The 24,402-nt window shown below is 57.2% G+C and carries 19 protein-coding genes; 10 read left to right on the top strand and 9 right to left on the bottom strand.

Annotated elements, in window-relative coordinates; translation table 11 throughout:
- Window positions 1-22: 22 nt before the first annotated feature.
- Complete coding sequence (gene guaB, locus AC4FIA_RS09950) at window positions 23-1,471, bottom strand: IMP dehydrogenase (protein ID WP_103909552.1); 1,449 nt, start codon at window positions 1,469-1,471, stop codon at window positions 23-25.
- 173 nt (window positions 1,472-1,644) lie between these two features.
- Here guaB and AC4FIA_RS09945 point away from each other — a divergent pair, with 173 nt between their 5' ends.
- From AC4FIA_RS09945 to ilvN, 4 genes are all read left to right on the top strand, one after another.
- A complete protein-coding gene (locus AC4FIA_RS09945; RefSeq protein ID WP_490365716.1) occupies window positions 1,645-2,601 on the top strand; it encodes an agmatinase in 957 nt (318 codons plus the stop codon).
- Between the two features lie 115 nt (window positions 2,602-2,716).
- The gene (locus AC4FIA_RS09940) at window positions 2,717-4,759 is read left to right on the top strand and encodes an ASKHA domain-containing protein (RefSeq protein ID WP_490365715.1); all 2,043 of its coding nucleotides are present in this window, start codon (window positions 2,717-2,719) and stop codon (window positions 4,757-4,759) included.
- A gap of 330 nt (window positions 4,760-5,089) precedes the next feature.
- The gene (locus AC4FIA_RS09935; protein ID WP_490365714.1) at window positions 5,090-6,844 is read left to right on the top strand and encodes an acetolactate synthase 3 large subunit; all 1,755 of its coding nucleotides are present in this window, start codon (window positions 5,090-5,092) and stop codon (window positions 6,842-6,844) included.
- A gap of 52 nt (window positions 6,845-6,896) precedes the next feature.
- On the top strand, window positions 6,897-7,457 hold the full coding sequence (gene ilvN, locus AC4FIA_RS09930; RefSeq protein WP_490365713.1) for an acetolactate synthase small subunit: 561 nt from the start codon (window positions 6,897-6,899) through the stop codon (window positions 7,455-7,457).
- Between the two features lie 132 nt (window positions 7,458-7,589).
- Here the strand turns inward: ilvN and AC4FIA_RS09925 are convergent, their stop codons facing one another.
- Entirely contained in the window at window positions 7,590-7,955 is a 366-nt protein-coding gene (locus AC4FIA_RS09925) for a hypothetical protein (protein WP_146064511.1), read from the bottom strand.
- 216 nt (window positions 7,956-8,171) lie between these two features.
- Here AC4FIA_RS09925 and AC4FIA_RS09920 point away from each other — a divergent pair, with 216 nt between their 5' ends.
- The gene (locus AC4FIA_RS09920; protein WP_103909548.1) at window positions 8,172-8,999 is read left to right on the top strand and encodes a helix-turn-helix domain-containing protein; all 828 of its coding nucleotides are present in this window, start codon (window positions 8,172-8,174) and stop codon (window positions 8,997-8,999) included.
- 9 nt (window positions 9,000-9,008) lie between these two features.
- Here AC4FIA_RS09920 and prfB read toward each other — a convergent pair whose 3' ends face one another.
- The 4 genes from prfB to AC4FIA_RS09900 all read right to left on the bottom strand — a co-directional run bounded on the left by prfB (window position 9,009) and on the right by AC4FIA_RS09900 (window position 15,327).
- Entirely contained in the window at window positions 9,009-10,133 is a 1,125-nt protein-coding gene (gene prfB / locus AC4FIA_RS09915; protein WP_103909547.1) for a peptide chain release factor 2, read from the bottom strand.
- A gap of 65 nt (window positions 10,134-10,198) precedes the next feature.
- The gene (locus AC4FIA_RS09910; protein WP_490365712.1) at window positions 10,199-12,748 is read right to left on the bottom strand and encodes a penicillin-binding protein 1A; all 2,550 of its coding nucleotides are present in this window, start codon (window positions 12,746-12,748) and stop codon (window positions 10,199-10,201) included.
- A 93-nt stretch (window positions 12,749-12,841) separates the two neighbouring features.
- On the bottom strand, window positions 12,842-14,068 hold the full coding sequence (locus tag AC4FIA_RS09905) for an N-acetylmuramoyl-L-alanine amidase (protein WP_488047747.1): 1,227 nt from the start codon (window positions 14,066-14,068) through the stop codon (window positions 12,842-12,844).
- A 113-nt stretch (window positions 14,069-14,181) separates the two neighbouring features.
- A complete protein-coding gene (locus AC4FIA_RS09900; RefSeq protein ID WP_490365711.1) occupies window positions 14,182-15,327 on the bottom strand; it encodes a pyridoxal phosphate-dependent aminotransferase in 1,146 nt (381 codons plus the stop codon).
- A gap of 54 nt (window positions 15,328-15,381) precedes the next feature.
- Here AC4FIA_RS09900 and AC4FIA_RS09895 point away from each other — a divergent pair, with 54 nt between their 5' ends.
- From AC4FIA_RS09895 to AC4FIA_RS09885, 3 genes are read left to right on the top strand one after another with little or no spacing between them, the layout of a single operon-like run.
- Entirely contained in the window at window positions 15,382-16,695 is a 1,314-nt protein-coding gene (locus AC4FIA_RS09895; protein ID WP_490365710.1) for a M48 family metalloprotease, read from the top strand.
- 18 nt (window positions 16,696-16,713) lie between these two features.
- Window positions 16,714-17,463 carry a DsbA family protein gene (locus AC4FIA_RS09890; protein WP_490365709.1) on the top strand — a complete coding sequence of 250 codons (750 nt, stop codon included), beginning with the start codon at window positions 16,714-16,716 and terminating at the stop codon, window positions 17,461-17,463.
- A gap of 26 nt (window positions 17,464-17,489) precedes the next feature.
- Complete coding sequence (locus tag AC4FIA_RS09885; protein ID WP_490365708.1) at window positions 17,490-17,999, top strand: hypothetical protein; 510 nt, start codon at window positions 17,490-17,492, stop codon at window positions 17,997-17,999.
- A 9-nt stretch (window positions 18,000-18,008) separates the two neighbouring features.
- Here AC4FIA_RS09885 and ispG read toward each other — a convergent pair whose 3' ends face one another.
- The 3 genes from ispG to hemA form a co-directional block, all read right to left on the bottom strand.
- Entirely contained in the window at window positions 18,009-19,139 is a 1,131-nt protein-coding gene (ispG, locus tag AC4FIA_RS09880) for a flavodoxin-dependent (E)-4-hydroxy-3-methylbut-2-enyl-diphosphate synthase (RefSeq protein ID WP_490365707.1), read from the bottom strand.
- A gap of 102 nt (window positions 19,140-19,241) precedes the next feature.
- Complete coding sequence (locus tag AC4FIA_RS09875; protein ID WP_490365706.1) at window positions 19,242-20,504, bottom strand: helix-turn-helix domain-containing protein; 1,263 nt, start codon at window positions 20,502-20,504, stop codon at window positions 19,242-19,244.
- 130 nt (window positions 20,505-20,634) lie between these two features.
- On the bottom strand, window positions 20,635-21,858 hold the full coding sequence (hemA, locus tag AC4FIA_RS09870; protein ID WP_103909538.1) for a 5-aminolevulinate synthase: 1,224 nt from the start codon (window positions 21,856-21,858) through the stop codon (window positions 20,635-20,637).
- A 437-nt stretch (window positions 21,859-22,295) separates the two neighbouring features.
- On the opposite strand from hemA, the gene AC4FIA_RS09865 reads away from it, so the two are divergent.
- Both AC4FIA_RS09865 and AC4FIA_RS09860 read left to right on the top strand, forming a co-directional pair.
- A complete protein-coding gene (locus AC4FIA_RS09865) occupies window positions 22,296-23,675 on the top strand; it encodes a M20/M25/M40 family metallo-hydrolase (protein ID WP_490365705.1) in 1,380 nt (459 codons plus the stop codon).
- 164 nt (window positions 23,676-23,839) lie between these two features.
- Window positions 23,840-24,391, top strand: coding sequence for a hypothetical protein (locus AC4FIA_RS09860; RefSeq protein WP_490365704.1), 552 nt, complete (start codon window positions 23,840-23,842; stop codon window positions 24,389-24,391).
- The last annotated feature ends 11 nt before the right edge of the window (window positions 24,392-24,402 follow it).

Below are 24,402 nucleotides of genomic sequence, written 5' to 3'. Positions count from 1 at the left end.
CGATCTTGCCAGTTAAACGGGCTTAGCCCACGCGGTAGTTGGGGCTTTCACGTGTGATCTGAACGTCATGCACGTGGCTTTCACGCAGACCTGCGCCCGTGATTTTCACGAACTGGCAGTTCTGACGCATCTCGTCCACGGTTGCACAGCCGGTATAGCCCATCGCCGCGCGCAGACCGCCCACCAATTGGTGGATCACCGCACCGGCAGAGCCTTTGTACGGCACCTGACCTTCGATCCCTTCGGGTACCAGTTTGTCGCTGGCGGCATCCTTCTGGAAGTAACGGTCGGCAGAGCCACGCGCCATAGCGCCAAGGCTGCCCATACCACGGTAGGCTTTGAACGAACGGCCCTGATACAGGATCACTTCGCCCGGACTTTCGTCAGTACCGGCAATCATCGAGCCAACCATCGCGCAAGACGCGCCAGCGGCGATTGCCTTGGCAAAGTCGCCCGAGAACTTGATACCACCGTCAGCAATCACAGGCACATCACCTGCCGCCTTGGCACAATCCATAATCGCGGTCAGCTGGGGCACACCCACACCGGCAACCATACGTGTTGTACAGATCGAACCGGGGCCGATACCCACCTTAACGGCGTCCGCACCCGCATCAATCAGCGCCTTGGTCGCTTCAGCGGTCGCCACGTTGCCGGCAATCACCTGAACTTCGTTCGACAGCGCCTTGGCGCGTTTCACCGCTTCGATAACACCAGCCGAGTGGCCATGCGCCGTATCGACAACAACGATATCGACACCGGCGTCGATCAGCGCCGATGTGCGTTCAAAACCGCTGTCGCCTACAGACGAGGCCGCCGCAACACGCAAACGACCGAGAGAGTCCTTACACGCAGTCGGGTTCAGAACGGCCTGTTCTGTATCTTTCAGCGTCAGCAGGCCAGTCAGCTTACCATCCTTGTCCGTCACCAACAGCTTTTCGATCCGGCGGGCCTTCATCAGGCTGATGGCTTCCTGACGGTCCGCAGGCTCAACCAGAACAGCCAGATCATTGGTGGTCATCATCACCTTAACCGGCGTGTCATCACGCTCGGCAAAACGCATGTCGCGGTTTGTGACGATACCGACGATGCGGTGGTTGTCATCAACAACGGGGAAGCCGGTGAACCCGTAACGATCCCGCAGCGCCTTGGCGTCTGCGAGTGTCTGGTCCGCCTTCAGGGTCACAGGGTTATAGACGATCCCGCTTTCAAAGCGTTTCACACGGCGAACTTCGCGTGCCTGCTCTTCTACGTTCAGGTTCTTGTGGACCACCCCGATCCCACCAGCCTGCGCCATGGTGATCGCCATGCGGCTTTCCGTGACGGTATCCATCGCTGAACTCAGCAGTGGGATGTTCATGGTGATGCTACGGGTCACGCGTGTGCGTGTATCTGCTGTCGACGGAAGAACCGAAGAAGCAGCCGGAACAAGAAGTACGTCGTCGAAGGTAAGTGCCTCGCGAATCTCCATAGGTGGACCTTTCCGTGGGAGTCTTCGTTTGACGCGTCCCTATTACATGCAAAGACCGGAAAGGAAAGACAGCAAGCGTGATTTTCATCGTTGTTTCACAAATTCCGACGGTTTGATCCAAACGGATGCGTCACAGGCTTGCCAAATCGCTGATACGTGACAAAGCTTTGCCCATGACACACGGATATGACAGCGGTCGCTTGAACCTGCCCTTCACGGGCATCTGCACCTTTGCAAAGAAACCCTACGTCGAAGACTGGGGCAGTCTGGATGCCGATGCCGCCATCCTTGGCGCGCCATTTGACGCGGGAACGCAATGGCGCTCGGGCGCACGGTTCGGCCCGCGCAGCGTGCGCGAGGCATCGACGCTGTTTTCGTTCGGCCATGACGGGGCTTACGACCACGAAGATGACGCCACCTATCTGGGATCAGATGTGACCATCGTGGATATGGGGGATGCGGACATCATCCATACCGACACCATCCGCAGTCATGCCAATATCGAAAAGGGCGTGCGCGCTGCGCTGGATGCAGGTGCCCTGCCCGTTGTGATCGGCGGGGACCATTCGGTGAATATTCCCTGTATCGAGGCATTCGAGGGTCAGGACCCATTTTACATCCTGCAAATCGATGCGCATCTGGATTTCGTCGATGTGCGCCACGGTGTGACCCGCGGTCATGGCAACCCGATGCGACGGGCTGCGGAAAAGGGGTATGTCACCGGTCTGACGCAGGTCGGCATCCGCAACGTTAGTTCCACGGCGCGCGAAGGGTACGAGGCCGCGCGCTCCATGGGGTCCGATATCATCTCGGTCCGGCAGGCGCGGGACATAGGCGTTCAGGCGCTGGCCAAACGCATTCCTATGGGCGAACGCCTTTACGTCACCATCGACATTGACGCCTTCTGCCCCTCAATCGCTCCAGGCACCGGAACACCCAGCCATGGTGGGTTTCTTTACTACGAAGTGCTCGAGCTGCTGCAGGCCGTTGCCAACCAGAATGAAATCGTCGGCATCGATCTGGTCGAGGTCGCGCCGGATTATGACCCCACCGGCAGTACATCTATCCTTGCCGCACAACTATTGATGAACTTTCTGGGCTTCATTTTCCACGCGCGAAAGATGTCCTGAACCCGCTTCCAGTCGGAAGTGACGCAATTTGCCTAATCCGGTCGCAATCGGGGTTCCTTCCTGTGGGAAGACGCCTATGTTGCTCGGCAAATTAGTGCACTGAAAGACCGACGACATGACCAAAGACCCGCTTGTTGTGTTTACGCCATCCGGAAAACGCGGACGTTTTCCCAAAGGAACCCGCGTGCTGGCCGCTGCGCGGTCGCTGGGCGTTGATCTGGATTCTGTGTGCGGCGGACGTGGGATCTGTTCGAAATGCCAGATCACGCCGTCTTATGGCGATTTCCCCAAACACGGCGTGACTGTCGCCAAAGACGCACTGTCGGAATGGAACGCCGTTGAACAGCGCTATGACGAAAAGCGCGGGTTGAAACCGGGGCGTCGTCTGGGTTGTCAGGCGACCGTGCAAAGCGACATCGTCATCGACGTGCCGCCAGAAAGTCAGGTGCACAAACAGGTCGTGCGCAAAGCGGCCTCGACCCGTCAGATCGAAATGGCTCCTGCCACGCGGCTTTATTATATCGAGGTCGAAGAACCCGATATGCACGTGCCCACAGGTGATCTTGAAAGGATCGAACGGGCGCTGGAAACCGGCTGGGGCATCACCAACGTCAAGATGAACCTGTCGGTGCTGTCCAAAATCCAGCGCATCCTGCGCAAAGCGGATTGGAAGATCACTGTCGCCGTGCACAAGCCGCACAACAGCGATCAATCCACCATCATCACCGCCTTCCCCGGTCTGCACGAAAGCGGGCTGTTCGGTTTGGCGATTGATTTGGGATCGACCACCGTTGCCGCCCATCTGACCGATCTGGCGACCGGAGAAGTGATGGCAAGCTCCGGCATCATGAACCCGCAGATCCGCTTCGGTGAAGACCTAATGAGCCGCGTGTCCTATTCCATGATGAACGAAGGCGGCGACAAGGAAATGACGACCGCTGTGCGCGAGGCCATCGATACGCTGGCCCGTGAATTGGCAGATGAAGCCAAGATCGACATCGGTCAGATAATGGAAACGGTCTTTGTTTGTAACCCAGTCATGCACCACCTGCTGCTGGGCATTGATCCTGTTGAACTGGGTCAGGCCCCCTTTGCACTGGCGACGTCTGACAGCGTTTCGATCAACGCGCAGGAACTGGGCCTCACCGCCTTGCTGCCGAGCGCGCAAATCTATGTGCTGCCCTGCATTGCAGGCCACGTGGGCGCGGATGCGGCAGCGGTTGCGCTGTCGGAAGAGCCCGACAAATCAGAGGACCTGGTGTTAATGGTCGATGTGGGCACCAACGCGGAAATCCTGCTGGGCAACACGACGCGCGTTCTTGCATGCTCGTCCCCCACCGGCCCCGCCTTTGAAGGCGCACAGATTTCGTCCGGCCAGCGCGCGGCCCCCGGCGCGATTGAGGCCATTGCGATTGACCCAGTCACCAAAGAACCACGTTTCCGCGTGATCGGATGCAATTTGTGGTCGGATCATGAAGGTTTTGCCGAGGCGACCGCCACAACGGGCATCACCGGCATTTGCGGGTCTGGCATCATCGAAGCGGTGGCCGAAATGCGCATGGCCGGTTTGATGGACGCCTCCGGCCTTATCGGATCGGCAGAGCAAACCGGCACGCCACGGTGCCTTCCAGATGGCCGCACCCACGAATACCTGATCTTTGACGGCACCGCCGAAGGTGGACCGCGTATCACGGTGACCCAAGGCGACGTGCGCGCCATCCAGTTGGCAAAGTCTGCTCTTTACGCTGGCGCGCGTTTGTTGATGGACGAGATGGAAGTCGAAACTGTGGACCGCGTCGTTCTGGCTGGGGCCTTTGGCGCACACATATCGCCCAAGCACGCGATGGTGCTGGGCATGATCCCCGATGTGTCGCTTGATAAAGTCACATCGGCAGGCAACGCTGCGGGCACAGGTGCGCGCATCGCCCTTTGTAACGTCGATGCCCGTGCGCGGATCGAAAAGCTGGTACGCGAAATCACCAAAGTGGAAACGGCGATCGAGCCGAAATTCCAGGAACATTTCGTTGCCGCCAACGCGATCCCGCACAAAACCGCGCCCTACCCTGAACTCCAGAAAGTCGTGACACTGCCGGACGTCGGCTTTGGCGCAAGCAACAGTGGCGAGGGCGGCAATCGCAGACGGCGCCGCCGCGGATAACAGAAAAAGCCCCGATTCCAGTCAGAAACACTGCCAGATTCGGGGCTTTTCTTTGGAAAATTTCACGCGACTCGACAGAATGCGCAATTTTCAGAAAGAAAATGCACCCTTGAGGTAACTTTTCTTCACCAAATGCGGTTGACGCCCCTATCCCACCGACATAATGTCCCCCGCGTAATAGGAGCCCCCAAAATGATGACCAGCATTGTACTAGTCGTGGGAAAATGGCGCATGGGCCGGTAACGGACACCATAACGGTACCCCATGCGCCCTCGAGAAATCGGGGGCTTTTTTATTGCGCAGATGTAACGCCGTAGACGGAGCAAGATAATGACCAAGGCGATGACCGGAGCGAAAATGGTAGTTCAAGCACTGAAGGATCAGGGCGTGGACACAGTGTTCGGCTACCCCGGTGGCGCGGTGCTACCGATTTACGATGAGATTTTTCAGCAATCCGACATTCAGCACATCCTTGTGCGTCACGAACAGGCCGCCGTTCACGCAGCCGAGGGCTATGCCCGTTCCACCGGCAAACCCGGTGTTGTTCTGGTCACCTCCGGCCCCGGCGCGACAAACGCCGTCACCGGCCTGACCGACGCGCTGATGGACTCGATCCCTCTGGTTGTTCTGACGGGTCAGGTTCCGACGTTCATGATCGGCTCTGACGCGTTCCAAGAGGCCGACACTGTTGGCATCACCCGCCCCTGCACCAAGCATAACTGGCTGGTGAAGGAAACCGACGTACTGGCGGAAACCATCCACGAGGCCTTTCACGTGGCCACATCCGGCCGCCCCGGCCCTGTTCTGATCGACATCCCCAAAGACGTTCAGTTCGCCAGCGGCAAATACACAACCAAGCAGCAGACCCGCACAAGCCATTACGAGCCGAAGGTCAAAGGTGACATGGAAATGATCACCAAGCTGGTTGAAGCGCTGGAAGGTGCCGAACGCCCTGTGTTCTACACCGGTGGCGGCGTTATCAACTCTGGCCCCGCAGCCAGCCAGCTTCTGCGCGAACTGGTTGACGCGACAGGCATTCCGATCACCTCGACCCTGATGGGTCTGGGCAGCTACCCCGCATCTGGCCGTAACTGGCTGGGTATGCTGGGCATGCACGGCCTGTACGAGGCGAACCTTGCGATGCACGGCTGTGATCTGATGATCAACGTCGGCGCGCGTTTCGATGACCGGATCACCGGCCGCATCGACGCGTTCTCGCCCCGTTCGAAAAAGGCGCACATCGATATCGATCCGTCCTCGATCAACAAGGTCATCCACGTAGATATGCCGATCATCGGCGATGTTGCCCATGTTCTGGAAGACGTCCTGAAGGTTTGGAAGGCCCGTGGCCGCAAGGTCAACAAAGAGGGTCTGCAACGCTGGTGGGCACAGATCGAAGAGTGGAAAAAGGTCGACTGCCTGAAGTTCGAACAGAAAGAAGGCAACATCCGCCCGCAGCACGCGCTTGCGCGTCTGGAAGAACTGACCAAAGGCCGCGACCGCTATATCGCGACCGAGGTTGGCCAGCACCAGATGTGGGCTGCACAGTACCTTGGCTTTGAAGATCCCAACCGCTGGATGACTTCCGGTGGTCTGGGCACCATGGGCTATGGCTTCCCTGCCACCATCGGCATTCAGGTTGCCCACCCCGAGTCACTGGTTATCAACGTGGCCGGTGAAGCATCGTGGCTGATGAACATGCAGGAAATGGGCACTGCGATCCAGTATCGCCTGCCGGTGAAACAGTTCATCCTGAACAACGAACGTCTGGGCATGGTGCGCCAGTGGCAGCAGTTGCTGCACGGTGAACGCTATTCGCATTCGTGGTCGGAAGCGCTGCCTGATTTCGTGAAGCTGGCAGAAGCCTTTGGTGCAAAAGGCATCCATTGTGATGACGTGAAGGATCTGGATGACGCGATCATGGAAATGATCAACTACGATGGTCCGGTTATCTTCGACTGCCTTGTTGAAAAGCACGAAAACTGCTTCCCGATGATCCCGTCGGGCGAGCCGCACAACAAAATGCTGCTGGGCGACGCCGCGGCCACTGACGCCATCAAGGGCAAAGGCGCGGTGCTGGTTTAACACCGGCACCCTGCCCCGCCTTGGCCTGAAAGATAGAATACGGAAACCGCAAATGTCCCCACTAAACATCAAAAAAGGCTCGACCAAACATTCGGCCTATAACCTACGATCCACGTTTGACGAAAACCTAGAGACGCATACGCTTGCCATTATCGTTGATAACGAACCAGGCGTTTTGGCTCGCGTTATCGGTTTGTTTTCCGGTCGTGGGTATAACATCGACAGCTTGACCGTGGCCGAAATCGACCACCAAGGTCATCATTCGCGGATCACCATCGTTACAACAGGCACACCGCAAATCATCGAGCAGATCAAAGCACAGCTGGGCCGGATCGTTCCGGTTCACGACGTACACGACCTGACCGTCGAAGGCGGTTCTGTCGAGCGTGAACTGGCGCTGCTGAAAGTCGCTGGCACAGGCGAAAAACGCGTTGAAGCGCTGCGTCTGGCCGACATCTTCCGTGCGCAAGTAGTTGATAGCACGTTGGAAAGCTTTGTTTTCCAGATCACCGGCACGCCTGAAAAGGTAGATGCCTTTGCAGACCTGATGCGCCCGCTTGGCCTGTCCGAGATCGCGCGCACCGGTGTCGCGGCACTTGCCCGCGGCGAATAAGCCTAACCACAAGATCTAAAGCGGCCACCTTTGACAAAAAGGTGGCCGCTTTTGTTTCTGCTGTTCTGAGTACCTCTACAAAAGCCAAGAGCGCCGGAAAGGACGCTCTTGTTTGAATTGGTGATCAGCTGCCTACGCTGGAATAAGCTCTCTCTCGGGCCGCGCCTTTGTCGGGAAGGTCACGATATTGTCCGTCCTGCGCTTTGACCTTACGCGGCTAGGTTCAACCTGATTGACGTTCTCTGTGCTCAGGCTGGATGCGAGGTTGGAATGCGACCCGCTTTCGACACGCTGGGGATTATCAACCATGCGCAGGCTCTGCTCTAATCGCAGATCAAATTGGATCAGATCGCCCGGATCCAACGTGACGCCATCAAGCGCGCTGGCACAATCTTTGGTATAGTAGGCAAGATCACCTTGATCTTCACACCATATGATCGCTTTACGCTGATCCGCATTGGACCAAATAACAACACCATACATATTTCTAGCGACCATGAGCGACCCCTCTCTCATTTATCGGATTTAGACCAGCTTCGGGGAACATTTCCGAACGATCCATCCACAACCTGCGAACGAACTCTTGCTTTTTGTGTCTACGCAATACAGATTAAGACGCGAATGAGTGTCACCCCTGACGCCAAATAGCGCCAAATCGGGACTTGCATGTAAAACATGCGCAAAATCTAGGACTTACACGGTTAATCAGTACGTATGACGGACCAGTTACCAAACGCTAAAGCGGCGTCACTTACGCCATCCGAACTCCGCGAGGTTTTTGGGTCAAATCTTAGGAAATTATCCCAAGCATCTGTTTCGATATCACAACTTTGCCGCGATTTAGGAATCAACAGGACCCAGTTTAATCGCTACCTGTCCGGTGAAAGTTTCCCGCGGCCAGACGTGCTGCACCGCATCTGTGACTTCTTCGGCGTCGACGCCCGCATCCTACTGGAACCTGTAGAAACCCTTGCTACAGGCAAACAAGCATCCACGCTTTTCGGCCACGAAGAACTGGCCAGCTTTCTGGGCAACACGGCCCTGCAGCCCGACGAACACACCTTTCCATCGGGCTTTTACCGCTTTTCGCGGCCTAGCTTTATGGAAGAAGGACGTTTCTTTCAGGGCCTCGTGTCAGTCTACCGTCGTGATGGCCTGACCTTCATGCGTGGGCATGAAGCGAAAGACGCGATGCGCCAACAGGGCCTGCCTTGTGATCCGAAAACACGCGAATTCCGCGGATTTGTGATGCAACAGATGGGTGGCATCGCAACGCTGATCAGCCGGAAAAACACGCAAACCACAAGCTTCAACTTTCTTGCGCGCATTCCGGCGTTCGAAAGCAACTACTGGCTGGGATTTACCGTGCGTACCGTGCCCGAAGGTGAAGCAGGCCGCCGCGTCGCGCGTCAGGTCTATCAGTACCTGGGTCGTGAAACCGGCCCGGTGCTTGAGGCAGCACGCGCATCCGGCATTTGCAATGTCGAAGACCTACCGCCATTCCACCGTGCCCAGCTAAGGCTGAGCACGCCGTTTACCTGATACGTAGTTTTATTCCGCCTGCGCGTCGGCGCGGCTCTTGCCAGACACTTTCATGGCAAGGGTCGCGGCCATGAATTTATCCAGATCGCCATCCAGAACGCCCTTGGTATCCGATGTCTCAACCTGCGTCCGCAGGTCTTTGACCATCTGATAGGGCTGAAGAACGTAAGAACGGATCTGGTTGCCCCACCCTGCATCACCCTTGTTTTCGTGGGCTTCGTTGATGGCCGCATTCCGTTTGTCCAGTTCCAACTGATACAGACGCGATTTCAGGGCTTTCATCGCGATGTCGCGGTTCTGGTGCTGCGATTTCTCGGACGACGTCACAACAATCCCTGTGGGCGCGTGTGTGATCCGCACAGCCGAGTCTGTTGTGTTGACGTGCTGACCACCGGCACCGGACGAACGGTACGTATCGATGCGGATATCGGCAGGGTTCACTTCGATCTCGATGTTGTCGTCGACAACCGGATACACCCAGACAGAGCTAAAGGACGTGTGCCGCTTGGCCGCCGAGTCGTAAGGCGAGATACGCACCAGACGGTGCACACCGGATTCAGACTTCAGCCAACCATAAGCGTTGGGACCCGAAATCTTGTAAGCTGCCGACTTGATGCCCGCCTCTTCGCCCGCGCTTTCGGACTGCAGCTCAACCGTGTAGCCCTTCTTCTCGGCCCAGCGAACATACATCCGCGCCAGCATGCTGGCCCAGTCGCAGCTTTCTGTGCCGCCCGCGCCTGCGTTGATCTCAAGGAAGGTATCGTTGCCGTCCGCTTCGCCATCCAGCAGTGCTTCCAGCTCTTTGGTGGCGGCAGTTTCCGCCAAAGCCTTTAGCGCTGCTTCGGCTTCGGCCACGACTTCATCATCTTCTTCCATCTCGCCTAGTTCGATCAGCTCGATGTTATCGGACAGTTCCTGCTTGATCGTGTCATAGGTTTCGATCGCATCGACCAGCATCTGTCGTTCGCGCATGAGTTTCTGCGCGGCATCAGGATCGTTCCAAAGATCAGGGTCCTCGGTGCGCGCGTTGAACTCCTCAAGACGGTACGGAGCCGTTTCAAGGTTCAGACGCTGACCAAGAAGGTCCAGCGATTTCTGGATTTTTTCGACAGTATTTTGGGCGTCGGCACGCATGCTCGGACCTTCGGTATTTTTATGGGTTCGCGAGGTGATAGCCCAGTCTCACCTCGCGGACAAGATCAGTAGAGCCCGCCCGAGCTAAGCGACCCGAAACTTGCCTTTGGCCCGACGATGGCTTTCTTGCCGGTTGAGGTCGTGACTTCCCGCGTTGATCCGGTTGGGGAGATCAGATCAAAACCGGATCCCATCGCCCAACCACCGTCAAACTGGATGCCAAAAATCGGCTCTTCGCCCTCGCGGAAACACTCGGCTACTACGTTCTCTCCCGATGCGTCGTCAGACAGACGGGCACCGGTGAAACGGTCGATTTTGATGAACTGACACTCGGTCGGAACCTTGAATGCGCCGCCACCGTACTTTTTGACGGCTTCCAGCATGAACTGCTGGAACACGGGGCCGCACATGCCACCACCGGAAGCACCCCGGCCCATAGGCTGCGGTTGGTCGTAACCAATGTAGCAACCCGCCACGATGTTCGAAGTAAAGCCTACAAACCAAACGTCTTTCGCATCGTTTGTCGTACCGGTTTTACCAGCCGTAGGTACCGGAAGATTGACTGTGCGCGACGCGGTGCCGCGATCAACCACACCCTTCATCATAGATGTCAGCTGATAGGCCGTAACCGCATTCATAATCCGTTCACGATCCGATGTGATCCGCGGCGAACGCCCTGCGGGAATATTGCGGTCAAAGCAATCGACGCAGGTGCGGTTGTCATGGCGATACACGGTTTCGCCATAGCGGTCCTGAACGCGGTCAACCAGCGTGGGCTCTACGCGCTCACCACCGTTGGCGAACATCGCATAGGCCGCGACCATCTGGTACAGCGTTGTCTCTTCAGAGCCGAGCGCGTTGGCCAAAACGCGGCTCATGTTGTCGTAGACGCCAAAGCGTTCCGCATAACGGCCCACAACGTCCATCCCGACCTCTTGCGCCAGACGGATCGTCATAAGGTTCCGGGACCGTTCAATACCGGTTCGCAGTGGAGTCGGGCCATAGAATTCGTTCGACGCGTTCTTGGGACGCCAGACGCCTTGGGGCGTGTTGATTTCAATCGGCGCGTCAACAATGATGGTGGCGGGGGAATATCCGCTATCCAATGCGGCTGCATAAACAAACGGTTTGAACGACGAACCTGGCTGTCGTTTGGCCTGCGTGGCGCGGTTGAACACAGAATGCTGGTAGGAAAAACCGCCCTGCATCGCGATCACGCGGCCAGTATTGACGTCCATAGCCATAAACGCGCCTTGCACGCGCGGCACCTGACGCAGTGTCCAGCGGATAAAGCTGCCGTCTGCGTCCGCAGTCATTTCACGCACCAGCACAACATCGCCGACCTCAAGCAGATCGCCCGCGACCTGCGCTTTGCGGCCCAGCGATCCGTCCTTGTTCAACTTGCGCGCCCATTGCACGTCTTTCGCGGGGATCCAGTGTCCGTCAGCATCCTCTTCGACACCTTCAATACCAATACGCGCGTCGTTGCTGCCCACTTCAAGAACAACAGCCGGATGCCAGACATGTTCACGTACGACATCACGTGCGACGCTGATCTTGGACAGGGCTGCACGCCAATCGGCTTCGGATCCCAATTGGTCCGCAGGAATGGTTTTGCCGGTTCCGCGCCATACGCCCAAGCTGCGGTCATAGTTTTCCAACGCGACACGCAAGGCATCCGCGGCCTCGGCCTGCATATCAGGCTCGATTGTCGCCCGAACCGAGAAACCACCTGAAAAGAATTCGCCTTCGCCGAAGTCACGGCTCAGCTGACGGCGGATTTCGTCGGTGAAATAATCACGCGGAGGAAGCTGTTTCTGGAAGGGCTCGAAGTCGCCATTCTGAACGGACCGAAGCGGCAGAGCCACTTCCTGTTCATATGTCGCTTGATCAATGTAGCCGTTTTCGTACATCTCTTTCAGCACGAAGTTCCGGCGATCTGTCACGCGCTCTTTGTTACGTACCGGATGATAATCCGACGGCGCTTTGGGAAGCGACGCAAGGAATGCAGCCTCATGCGGGGCCAGTTCCGCCAGTGACTTGTTGAAATACGTCTGCGCCGCAGCCGTCACACCGTAAGAGTTCTGGCCCAGAAAAATCTCGTTCAGATACAGCTCAAGGATTTTCTCCTTGCTCAGCGTCTGCTCCAGTCGCGCCGCGAGCAGAATTTCCTTGATCTTGCGCTCGGCCCTACGCTCACCGCCTAGCAGGAAGTTTTTCATGACCTGTTGCGTGATGGTCGACGCACCGCGTACGTTCCGGCCACCGGACCGGACCGCTTCGATGGCCGCGGCGGCGATACCGCGGGGGTCATAGCCCTGGTGCTGGTAAAAGTTTTTGTCTTCCGCAGAAATAAACGCCTGTTTGACCAGATCGGGGATTTCATCGGCGGGCGTGAACAGACGGCGTTCCTGCGCGAATTCGTCGATGATACGCCCTTCGCCCGAATAAATCCGGCTGATGGTCGGCGGCGTGTATTGGGCAAGGCTTTCATGGCTGGGAAGATCGCGGCCATACATCCAGAAAACAGCGCCAATCGTCAGCGCCATCATGCCAATTCCCAGCGTCAGAACACTGAAAATCCCGCCAAAGAAGGACATAATAAATCGGATCATTCAGCCATTCCCAGTACCGTTTGACGTCTCACTATACCCGCGAACCCGCTGGGTCAAAACACAACCATTTGCGCAGACGCGAAGAACCGCCAATTATTGCCGCCTCAGGTCGGACAGGGCCATATCCTCGACCACCCAATCCTGCAATCCATCCCGAATGCCGGCCGCCATATCGGCCCGCCAAGCGGGATTGGTCAGGTTGTCCAAATCCTGTTGTGTGGACAGGAAGCCAACCTCGATCAAAGCCGAAGGGATATCGGCTGCTTTCAATACCGAAAACCCCGCGCGCCGCAAGGGCCGCTTATGGATGTTGCCGGTGGCGTCCAGAATACCAGAGACCAGCGCATTTCCCAACGCCAGACTGCGCGGCGCATTTTCGACGCGGGCCAGATCGATCAGAACATCGGTTACCCGGTCGTCCGAGCCAGTCAGGTCAACCCCTGCCAAAATATCCCCGCGGTCATGGCGCTCTGCCAAGGCCTCGGATGCCGCATCTGTGGCGTCTTCTGACAGGATATAAACCGTCGCACCTCGTGCTTGGCCCGCGTCCAACGCGTCCGCATGCAGCGACAGGAACACATCTGCGCGCGCCCTTTGCGCAGCGGCGACACGACCCTCTAGCGATACAAACACATCCGCTTCACGCGACAGGAAAACCTCGAAATTACCGGCTCTTAAAAGGGTCTCCTGAAGTTCCAGTGCGAAGGCTAGCATCAGATCAGCCTCATCGACACCGCCCGCTTCGGCGCCTGGATCAATCCCGCCATGGCCGGGGTCCAGCATGACACGCAAGGGCCGGTTGGTCAGCGGTTCGTTCGGCACCACGTCAATCGCTGCAGGTGCGGGCAAATCCCAACGGGGATCATGCGGCGCGCCACTTGCTGCAACAAAACTGTCTTCATCCGTGCTCTGCAATTTGATCGTCAGACGCGCCATACCGCCATCTTCGGACAAAACCAGCCCAGCCTCGTCGAGCGACATCGGTTCGTTCAGATCGGCGACCAGACGGCTCCAACCCGGTCGGAAGGTCCCTACGCGCACAGCATCCACGATATCGCTTTGATCAAAGCTGTCGGGGTCCAGTCCGGTCCAATCAACTTCGCGGAAATCGATGACCAAACGGCGTGGCGCGTCCAAAGTGTAAACGCGCCACGGCACGCCTTGCGACAGGGCCAGTTCCAGCGTCGTCTCGCGGCCCCAAAACCCATCACGCACAGTGCTGCCCGACGCATCGACACGTGCCAACGCCCCGAAGTCTTGCGCATCTGCGCTGTTTACCAAGGAAACCACTGCCAAAACCGCAGCCAGAATTCTGCTCATTTGCCTCTCCGGCGACTTTGCGCCGTTCTATACAAGAATGACGCGCAAGGCGCACCCACAACCTTGCGTCTTTGTTCGCACATTTCTGCTATCGGCATCGGATTGCCGAGCCGTTAACCGCGTTGCTCCATGAATGTTTTCAAACGCGACAGGCCCTCTTCGATATCCGCGGTGCCACGCGCATAGGAAAAGCGCAGCGTCTGCGCCCCGCGTTCGCGGTCAAAGTCCAACCCCGGAGTCACCGCGACCCCAGCCTTTTCCAGAATCTCGGCGGCAAAAGCGCGGCTGTCATCGGTCAGATCACTGACGTCGGCATAAACGTAAAACGCCCCATCCGGCGGCGCGATTTTGGTAAAGCCCGCTTTCGGCAGCCCCGCTAGCATCAGCGCGCGGTTCTTACGGTAGACGTCCATGTTTGCTTCAAGCTCGTCAGTATCATCCAGCGCCGCGAGGGCCGCGATCTGGGAGGCATGTGGCGGACAGATGAACATGTTCTGCGCCAAACGCTCGATCTGGCGGACTTGTGCGTCAGGCACCACCATCCAGCCCACGCGCCAGCCGGTCATCGAGAAATACTTGGAGAACGAGTTGATGACGCAGACATCATCGGACACCTGAAGCGCCGTGACCGCCTTCGCCTCGTATTCGATGCCATGATAGATTTCGTCGGAAATAAACGCGGCATTGCGGGCCTGCGCGCAATCGATCAGCTCTTTCAAAGCATCAAAGCCAAGCATTGTTCCCGTGGGGTTCGCGGGCGATGCCACCAATAGCCCCTGCCAATCGATGCCTTCCAGTTCGGATGGCACGGGCTGCAAGCGGTTTTCCGCTTTCGTCTGTACCTCGACCGGTGTCAGGCTGAGCGACTTCAGAATTTGCCGGTACGACGGATATCCCGGCGCACCCAACGCCACTTTGTCGCCTGCATCAAACAGCGCCGTGAAGGCCAAAAGAAATGCGCCAGACGATCCGGACGTCACAACGACACGGGCCGGATCAAGCTCTAACCCATACCATTCTTTATATAATTTCGCGATCCTCTGGCGCAATGCGGGCAGACCTAAGGCAACCGTATAGCCCAAGGCATCATCCGCCATTGCCTTGGCCAAAGCCGCCCGTGCGCCCTTTGGTGCAGGGGTGCCGGGCTGGCCGACTTCCATGTGGATGATGTGGCGCCCCGCCTCTTCTGCGGCGCGCGCTGCCTCCATGACATCCATCACAATAAAGGGATCAACGGAACCACGGGTTGAGTTCTTCATACTGGCCTCTCTATGCTCTGCCCAAACCTTTGGAACGAACGAGGCAGCAGGTCAATGAAGTGGATCCGGTTTCTTGTGATGGCAACGGCAATGATGCTGATGGCCGCCACGCCTGCACGGGCCATCAACCTGCTGCGCGATGCGGATATCGAATATGCATTGCGTCAGCTTTCTGCCCCGATCCTGCGGGCCGCAGGTCTTAGCCCGTCGCGCATCCGCGTGCTTGTGGTTGATGACAGTTCGCTGAACGCCTTTGTCGCCGACACCCAGCATATTCTGATCCACTCGGGACTTATCCTGAAGCTGAACACGGCCGAAGAACTTCAGGCCGTTATCGCCCACGAGGCCGCGCATATCGCAAACGGCCACCTGTCGCGACGCGTGGCCAACATGCGCAACGCGCGCACTGCTGCAGGCTTGGGTCTGGTCCTGTCAGGCATCGCAGCCGCTGCTGGCGGGGCCGAGGCCGGTATCGGCGTGGCGGCAGGCACAAGTTCGTCCGCGCTGCGCAACTTTCTGGCCCACACCCGCGCCGAAGAATCCGCCGCAGACCAGTCATCCATCCGTTATCTGACGTCCGCAGGCATCAACCCCGAAGGTGCTGTGAAGGTTCAGGAAATCTTTCGCGGGCAAGAGGTTTTGTCGGAAAATCGCCAGGACCCCTATATGCGCACGCACCCCCTTTCCCGTGACCGGCTGCGCGCGCTACAGGGATATGTGGCCGCTTACGGTAAGAACCAGAAATCCGATGGCACCGCGAACTATTGGTACGCACGAACACAGGGCAAACTTTCGGCCTTCCTGCGCAACCCGAACTGGACGTTGCGCCGCGCCGAAAGCAGCGCCACTCAGGACATCGGGTTCATGCGTCAGGCTGTGGCCTATCACAAACAAAGCAACCTGAAAAAAGCCGTCGCCTCGATCGACAAGGCATTGCAACTGCGTCCCAATGATCCGTTCCTTCTGGACCTCAAAGGGCAGATTTTGCTGGAAGGCCGTCAAGCGAATGCGGCGATTGCCGTATACCGCCAAGCCGCCGCCAAAGCGCCGAAAGAGGCGCTAATTCTGGGTGGTCTCGGTCGCGCCTTACTGGCAGCCGGTCAACCGCGTGAGGCCCTAAAAGCCCTTGAAAGTGCGCGGGCGCGTGACGGTCAAGACGCGCGCATTCTACGCGATCTTGCCGTCGCTTACGCACAAACGAAACAACCCGGTCTGGCATCTGTAGCGACCGCCGAACGATATGCCTTGCAAGGCCGCTTGAAAGATGCAGCTATCCACGCCAAACGCGCCGAAGCACTGGTCCCTCGGGGATCGCCGCCTTGGCAACGCGCACAAGACATACTTGCGGCCGCACAAGCCGCACGCTGACACACAGGGAGACCCCGAATGAAAACGACACTGGCAGCCACAGCGCTGATCACTGCGCTAAGCACCCCCGCTTTCGCTTTCGACATCACAGCCATGACCGAGGACGAGCGCGCCATGTTCCGCGCCGAAGTGCGCAGCTATCTGCTGGATAACCCCGAGGTCATCATGGAAGCCGTTGCCGCGCTTGAGGCCAAACAAGCCGCAGCGCAGGCCGACGCCGAAAAGAACATGGTCGCCGCGAACGCCAAGATGCTGTTTGACGACGGCTATTCATGGGTTGGCGGCAACCCTGACGGCGACATTACCGTCATCGAGTTCTCTGATTACCGCTGTGGCTATTGCCGCAAGGCGATGAAAGAGGTCGAGGAACTGGTCGAAAGCGATGGCAACATCCGCTTTATCCTAAAGGAATTTCCGATCCTTGGTGAGGCGTCCTTGGTATCGTCCCGCTTTGCCATCGCGACGCTGAACGTGGCGGGTCCTGAGGCGTACAAAGCTGCCCACGATGCGCTGATGGCCATGAACTCGGAAATGACCGAACCGGTCCTGCGCCGTCTGGCCGAAACGCTGGAACTGGATGCAGACGCTATTCTGGCCGAAATGGACAGCGATGCGGTCACCTTCGCGATTGAGGAAAACCGCAAACTTGCGCAGATTTTCCAAATCAATGGCACACCGACCTTTATCATGGGTGACGAGCTGGTGCGTGGTTATGTACCACTGAACGACATGCGCATGATCGTCGAAGACATCCGCGACAACAGCTAAATCCGATGTCCACAAAGACCTTAGCGATGGCGGCCTGTTTGACGGCCTCCGTCGCCCAAGCCGATATGTTTGCAGCCCCTGATGCGCAGGCCGCGTTGGGACGCGAACTTTTACAGCTTTTCCTCGACGAACCTGAAATTTTGCAAAAGGCGCTCTATCCGCCTGTCGTCACGGCAGACGAGATTTACGCTGATGACATTGCTGCTGATCTGGAGCGGATCGGCAAAGAAGCCCAAGCTTTGTTTGCCTCTGATGGCCCCAAAATCGGTACGGCTGATGGACCTGTCCTGATGGCTTTGTTCGTGGATGAAGGCTGCGACGACTGTGCGCTGGCAAGGGATGAACTGAGCGACATTTTGCAGAAACTCGGCATCGCCGCACGCGTTTTCGATCTTTCAAAGGACACGAACGCGCAAGCCATCATGGGGCGACTGACGCTGGACACGGTCCCCGCCTACGTCATGTCAGACCGCATGATCCGCGGCCACATGCCGCCGTTTGTGATTGAACGGTATCTGGCTGAAGCAGACCAGTAGCTGCGGGAATTATTCCGCAGCCACCTCTTCGGCGTTCGCCGCTTCCAGTTCCGCCGCTTTCTTTTCGACCTGTTCGACGATGTGATCGACCATCTGGTCGTTGGTCATCTTGTGGCTTTGCTTGCCCGCCAGATAGACCATCCCTGCCCCGTTACCGCCGCCGGTAAAGCCGACGTCGGTCATGAGGGCCTCACCCGGGCCGTTCACAACGCAGCCGATGATCGACAGACTCATGGGCGTCTTGATGTGTTCCAGACGCTTTTCCAGCGCCTCGACGGTTTTGATCACGTCAAACCCCTGACGCGCACAGGACGGGCAGGAAATGATGTTCACGCCACGATGACGCAGACCAAGGCTTTTAAGGATTTCGTAACCCACCTTCACCTCTTCCACCGGATCGGCTGACAGGCTGACGCGGATCGTATCACCGATCCCCATCCAAAGAAGGTTGCCAAGTCCGATGGCCGATTTGATCGTTCCGGACATCAGCCCCCCCGCTTCGGTAATCCCAAGGTGGATGGGCTTATCTGTCGCCTCGGCGATGCCTTGGTAGGCCGCCGCAGCAAGGAAGACGTCGGACGCTTTCACGGAAATCTTGAATTCGTGGAAGTCGTTATCTTCCAGTATCTTGATGTGCTCCAGCCCGCTTTCGACCATCGCTTCGGGGCATGGCTCACCGTATTTTTCCAACAGGTGCTTTTCCAACGACCCAGCATTCACACCGATACGCATGGAACAGCCATGGTCGCGCGCTGCCTTGATCACCTCTTTGACGCGATCGGGCGACCCGATGTTGCCGGGGTTGATCCGCAGACAGGCGGCGCCAGCCTCGGCCGCCTCGATCCCGCGACGATAGTGGAAATGGATGTCGGCCACGATGGGCACGGGGCTTTCGCGCACGATCTCTTTCAGCGCTTTGGCCGAAGCTTCGTCAGGCACCGAAACGCGGACAATATCCGCGCCGGCCTCTGCCGCGCGCTGCACCTGATCGATGGTGCCCGCGATATCCGTGGTCACCGTATTCGTCATAGTCTGAACCGAAATCGGCGCGTCGCCACCGACCGGCACGTTCCCAACCATGATCTGACGGGATTTGCGACGGTAGATATTGCGCCAAGGGCGGACATGATTAAGCGACATGACAATTCCTTCGGTCAGCGTCTGACAGCGATCAAACTACACCAAGGGCAGATATATGAATAGAGATGGGAAACAACCCGTCTGGGTCAAAACCACACAGGTTTATTCGCGGCCAACCAGCGCAGGGGTGCTGAGTTCCGCAATGACACGTTCCAGATCGGCATCCTGCTGGATTTCCGCAACTTGGTATTTGGCCTGAAGTTCATCCACCGACAGGGCCAGATTGCTTGTTACCGACCCGCGCGGACCAACCGGACCATAGGTTTCGCCATTCATCACGAAATACACGGCACCCGATTCACCAATCCGCAGCGTTGCAGGATCAGTCGTTTGCGGCACCTGATAGGTGTCGCCTGCGTTCATGATTGTCTCATAAATCACAGAGCCGTCCGCCGAACGAACACGAACCCAAGACGGGCGAACCGCCATCAACGTCACGCCGGGTGCGTTGTCTTCGAAAACTTTGGGCGTTTGCGGCGCAGCGGACTGCATCGCCTCGGCAAGCGCGGTTTCGATGCCATCGAATTCAGATGTCAGAGCGTCTGCCGACGGCAGGTTCCGCTGATCGAGGCTGGCAAATGCCCCGCCTTCGCTGGGGTCCAGCGTGGAAATCGGCGCGTCACGCGCCACCAGCACCGGTACATCCAAAGCCTGCGGACGATAAAGACGATCCAGCGCCTCGTTGGACGGAGGCGTAAATACGCCTGCCACGTCTTCAGTGGGCTGTTCGGGTTGATCTACGGTAGAATTGAAAGCCGTTTCAACCGGATCCAGATCGGACAGAACAACAGGTGTTTGTTCAACGGGAGCAAGACGAACGCGCTGCACCTCTTGCAGAACCGAGTAGCCGCCATAGCCAAGACCGCAAACCAATGCGATCAGAACCAGAGACGACCCGATTGCGCCCGGTTCGATCTGCGACAGGAAGCTGTCACGCGAAGGGGCAAAGGGAAGTTTCGGTTGCGCAAACGGATCAGCAGCAGACGATGTCTTGATCGCGCGGTCACCAATGGAAGACTTGCTGACGCCGGATGCTTTCTCGGACATGCCGTGCGCCGTCGAGAAACCGCTTTCCTGACAAAACGCTGCGAATGTCTCATCCGGGTCCATGCCCAGATAGCGCGCGTAAGAACGGACGTAACCGGCAATAAAGCCCGGCGTATCAAAGGCTGTGGGATCACAGTTTTCGATGGCGGCAATGTAGCTGGCTTTGATGCGGATTTCGCGTTGGACATCCAGAAGGGATTTACCAAGTGTCGCACGTTCGCCGCGCATCACATCCCCAAGACGAATCTCGAAGTCGTCAAAGCCCAGCGGCTTTTGCACATCTTCTTGAGTAGTCTTTTTGGATTTGCGCCCAATCATCGCGCGTGCCCCACCCGAACCATTCTCTTGCCTATATGCCCGTTTTGTTACGTGCACCAAGGCGACTCAGTACACGTTCTTATTCCGCCAAAGGTAGCATATCGCAAGATAATTTGCAGGCGATTCGTTGTCAGGCACTCAATTCGGCACGATTCAGCGCACAGTGGGACCAAAGCTCGTCCATCGCCGACACCAAACGGTTCATTTCATCCGGACCGTGAACAGGCGACGGAGTGAACCGCAGACGTTCGGTGCCACGCGGCACTGTCGGGAAGTTGATCGGCTGAACGTAGATGCCATACCCGTCAAGCAACATGTCGGACAGCTGCTTGGTATGGACAGGGTCGCCAACGATCACGGGCACGATATGGCTACCGTGGTCGATGATCGGAAGACCCATCGCTTTCAGACGTGTTTTCAGGATCTTAGCCTGTGTCTGGTGCTTTTCACGCAGTTCCTGGTCACGCTTTAGATGCGCGACAGATGCGGCCGCACCAGCGGCCACTGCCGGCGGCAGCGACGTGGTAAAGATAAAGCCCGGCGCATAGGAACGGATGGCGTCGCACATCTTGGCAGAGGCCGCGATATAGCCCCCCATGACGCCGTATGCCTTGGCCAAGGTGCCGTTGATAATGTCCAGACGATGCATCAAACGATCACGTTCGGCCACACCCGCACCGCGGGGGCCGTACATGCCGACAGCGTGCACTTCGTCGATGTATGTCAGTGCGCCAAATTCATCTGCAAGGTCGCAAATTGCTTCAATCGGGCCAAAATCGCCGTCCATCGAGTAGATCGATTCGAAGGCAATCAGCTTGGGCGCGGCAGGATCGTCAGCAGCCAGAAGCTCACGCAGATGTTCGACGTCATTGTGACGGAAGATGCGCTTTGCACCACCGTTACGACGCACGCCTTCGATCATGGAGGCGTGGTTCAATTCGTCAGAATAGATGATCAGGCCGGGGAACAGTTTGGGCAGCGTCGACAGCGTCGCGTCGTTGGCAATGTAGGCCGACGTGAACAGCAGCGCGGCTTCCTTGCCGTGCAGATCAGCCAGTTCGGCCTCAAGACGCTTGTGATACACGGTTGTGCCGGAAATGTTGCGCGTACCGCCCGAACCTGCGCCGGTTGCGTCGATGGCTTCGTGCATCGCTGCCAGTACTACGGGGTGCTGACCCATTCCTAGATAGTCATTGCCGCACCAGACGGTGATCGGGGTCTCCGATCCGTCTTCTTTGCGCCATGTCGCGTGAGGAAACTGGCCCTTCTTACGCTCGATATCGATGAAAGTGCGGTAACGGCCTTCTTCGTGAAGGCGATCAATCGCTTGGTCCAGTTGCGAGGTGTAGTTCACCCTGCCCTCCAGTCTTCTTCAACATGGTCGCAGCACACGACCAGTTTATTCAAGTTCATGAATACATAACGATGCAAAGTCCATGTGGCAATCGTTTACACGATGACGAACCGTCGCAGTCTTGATTCAGATCAAACCAACCGGCCACTTTCGGAAACTTTTTACCCTTTCAGATCACACACCATATTCACGCAGTTCGTTGACGGCCTAGATAGACGTTTTTGGCCTGCAATGACCATGCCTCCTTTGGTCGACTAAGCAACCAACGGCGCAATAATCCAATAACTTAGCGTCACGCGTTTGTGAAATATCAGGCAAGCTGCACAAAAAACGGCAGTTTTTTAAACGAAGTTGTGCGCACGGCTGGTCTGGACACCCGAACCTAGACTGCTACCGTCCCACCCAAACGCAACTCATACCTGCATACAGGAATCCCAATGTCTCTCGATAAAGTGCTCAATCTGATTGATGAAAGCCTGTCCGATTCGACCGAACGTCTGTTTGAGCTTCTTCGCATTCCGTCCATTTCCACAGACCCCGCATATAAAAAGGACTGCGATCAAGCGGCCGACTGGCTGGTTGCCGATCTGAAATCCATCGGGGTTGATGCGCAAAAGCATCCGACACCGGGCCATCCGATGGTCGTCGGCCATATCGGTGACAAGGGCCCGCATGTTCTGTTTTACGGTCATTATGATGTACAGCCCGTCGATCCCCTGAACCTGTGGGATCGTGATCCCTTCGATCCGGCGCTGGAAGATACCTCCAAGGGCAAGGTCATTCGCGCTCGCGGATCGTCTGATGACAAAGGCCAGTTGATGACATTCGTCGAGGCCTGCCGCGCATGGCAGACTGTGCATGGTGAAATGCCCTGCCGCATCACCTTCTTCTTTGAGGGCGAGGAGGAATCAGGATCTCCTTCGTTGATTCCGTTCATGGAGCAGAACAAGGACATGCTGACAGCGGATATCGCGCTGATCTGTGACACCGGTCTGTTTGCCGACAAAACCCCCGCCATTGTCACCATGCTGCGCGGCTTGATGGGCGAAGAGATCACCATCACCGGCCCGGACAAAGACCTGCATTCCGGTATGTACGGTGGCCCTGCCCGCAATCCGATCCGCGTCCTGACCAAAATCCTTGGCGGTCTGCACGATGAACAGGGCCGCGTCACCGTGCCTGATTTCTATGCCGGCGTTCCCGAGCTGCCGGCAGAGATCAAAGAACAGTGGGATAACCTAAAGTTCGAGAACAGCGAATTTCTGGGCGAAGTCGGCCTGTCGATCCCCGCTGGCGAAACGGACCACACCGCGCTGGAAATGATCTGGTCCCGTCCGACCGGCGAAATCAACGGCATATGGGGCGGCTACACCGGAGAGGGCTTTAAAACCGTTCTGCCGTCCAAAGCTTCGGCCAAGGTCAGCTTCCGTTTGGTCGGCCAACAGGACCCGCACGCAATCCGCGAAAACTTCCGCACATGGGTTAAGGCGCAGGTGCCTGCAGATTGCACGGTTGAATTCACACCCCATGGCGCGTCGCCTGCGTCTGTTATGTCCACCGACCACCCTGCCTTTGAAGCCGCACGTTCGGCGCTATCCGACGAATGGCCCGATCCTGCGGCCTTCGTGGGCTGTGGCGGATCGATTCCCATTGCGGGCTATTTCAAAACCCTGTTGGACATGGATGCGATGCTGATCGGATTTGGGCGCGACGATGACCAGATCCACTCTCCGAACGAGAAATATGCGCTGGAAAGCTTCCATAAAGGCACTAGAAGCTGGGCCCGCATTCTGGATGCGGTTTCCAAATTAAGCTGAAAATAACGGTTTTGCGGCAGTAACAGCTGTCGCAAATGGCACCCGCTGCGTCACATCTGAAAACCAGAGGGTGTGGCGCAAAAGTTGTATTTGGTCTTAATGAAATCTTAACCACGTCTTAACACGCGCAAAATTTTGCCCAATTTCGCGTCTTAATAGAGTGAATGACAAACACGTTTGAACATTCTGGCCAAGAGGTATTCCGAGCGCGGGTTAAGCGCGTCGATGCCCATTTCTATCGCCACGGCGTTTCCAAGCGTGAATACACAAACGTCAACAAGCGGCCTCTGTTATCTGTGTTGCTGGGCTTTGCGTGGATCTATTTCGTCATCAAGCTGGTGGAAAACCGTGACAAGCTGAAAGCCAGCCTGGCGCAAGGATCGCTTGGCGCGGATGCACAGCTCTGGATTATGGGCGGCCTCAGCCTGCTGATTGTCCTGACGTTGTTTATGATGGGTGTCTTTGCCCTGCGCATCGTCACAAAGCGTCGCGATCAACGTGGGGCTGCGGGCAGCATTCTTGCAGGCGGCGTCGCAGCAATGATGGTGGTGTCCACACCCCCATCGGCCTATCAGGACTTGCCCGGCAAAGTGTTCAACGGATCGCAAAGCGCGCTGATGGCCGCGCTGGATATGGGCGGCTCTTCTTCGCTGAAGGACATCAACTTGGATGTTGACGTCAAAGGTCTGGCTCTGGTTTCCTCGCTCGGGCAATAACGCCCGAGGTC

The organism is Thalassococcus sp. (assembly GCF_982780845.1).
The sequence above is the reverse complement of the archived record's forward strand: the minus strand, read 5'-3'. Positions and strand labels throughout refer to the sequence as shown.

Bases quoted from the DNA above. Each gene is read 5' to 3' on its own strand.
- guaB (WP_103909552.1), bottom strand. From the start codon at position 1,471: ATGGAGATTCGCGAGGCACTTACCTTCGACGACGTACTTCTTGTTCCG.
- AC4FIA_RS09945 (WP_490365716.1), top strand. From the start codon at position 1,645: ATGACACACGGATATGACAGCGGTCGCTTGAACCTGCCCTTCACGGGC.
- AC4FIA_RS09940 (WP_490365715.1), top strand. From the start codon at position 2,717: ATGACCAAAGACCCGCTTGTTGTGTTTACGCCATCCGGAAAACGCGGA.
- AC4FIA_RS09935 (WP_490365714.1), top strand. From the start codon at position 5,090: ATGACCAAGGCGATGACCGGAGCGAAAATGGTAGTTCAAGCACTGAAG.
- ilvN (WP_490365713.1), top strand. From the start codon at position 6,897: ATGTCCCCACTAAACATCAAAAAAGGCTCGACCAAACATTCGGCCTAT.
- AC4FIA_RS09925 (WP_146064511.1), bottom strand. From the start codon at position 7,955: ATGGTCGCTAGAAATATGTATGGTGTTGTTATTTGGTCCAATGCGGAT.
- AC4FIA_RS09920 (WP_103909548.1), top strand. From the start codon at position 8,172: ATGACGGACCAGTTACCAAACGCTAAAGCGGCGTCACTTACGCCATCC.
- prfB (WP_103909547.1), bottom strand. From the start codon at position 10,133: ATGCGTGCCGACGCCCAAAATACTGTCGAAAAAATCCAGAAATCGCTG.
- AC4FIA_RS09910 (WP_490365712.1), bottom strand. From the start codon at position 12,748: ATGATCCGATTTATTATGTCCTTCTTTGGCGGGATTTTCAGTGTTCTG.
- AC4FIA_RS09905 (WP_488047747.1), bottom strand. From the start codon at position 14,068: ATGAGCAGAATTCTGGCTGCGGTTTTGGCAGTGGTTTCCTTGGTAAAC.
- AC4FIA_RS09900 (WP_490365711.1), bottom strand. From the start codon at position 15,327: ATGAAGAACTCAACCCGTGGTTCCGTTGATCCCTTTATTGTGATGGAT.
- AC4FIA_RS09895 (WP_490365710.1), top strand. From the start codon at position 15,382: ATGAAGTGGATCCGGTTTCTTGTGATGGCAACGGCAATGATGCTGATG.
- AC4FIA_RS09890 (WP_490365709.1), top strand. From the start codon at position 16,714: ATGAAAACGACACTGGCAGCCACAGCGCTGATCACTGCGCTAAGCACC.
- AC4FIA_RS09885 (WP_490365708.1), top strand. From the start codon at position 17,490: ATGGCGGCCTGTTTGACGGCCTCCGTCGCCCAAGCCGATATGTTTGCA.
- ispG (WP_490365707.1), bottom strand. From the start codon at position 19,139: ATGTCGCTTAATCATGTCCGCCCTTGGCGCAATATCTACCGTCGCAAA.
- AC4FIA_RS09875 (WP_490365706.1), bottom strand. From the start codon at position 20,504: ATGATTGGGCGCAAATCCAAAAAGACTACTCAAGAAGATGTGCAAAAG.
- AC4FIA_RS09865 (WP_490365705.1), top strand. From the start codon at position 22,296: ATGTCTCTCGATAAAGTGCTCAATCTGATTGATGAAAGCCTGTCCGAT.
- AC4FIA_RS09860 (WP_490365704.1), top strand. From the start codon at position 23,840: ATGACAAACACGTTTGAACATTCTGGCCAAGAGGTATTCCGAGCGCGG.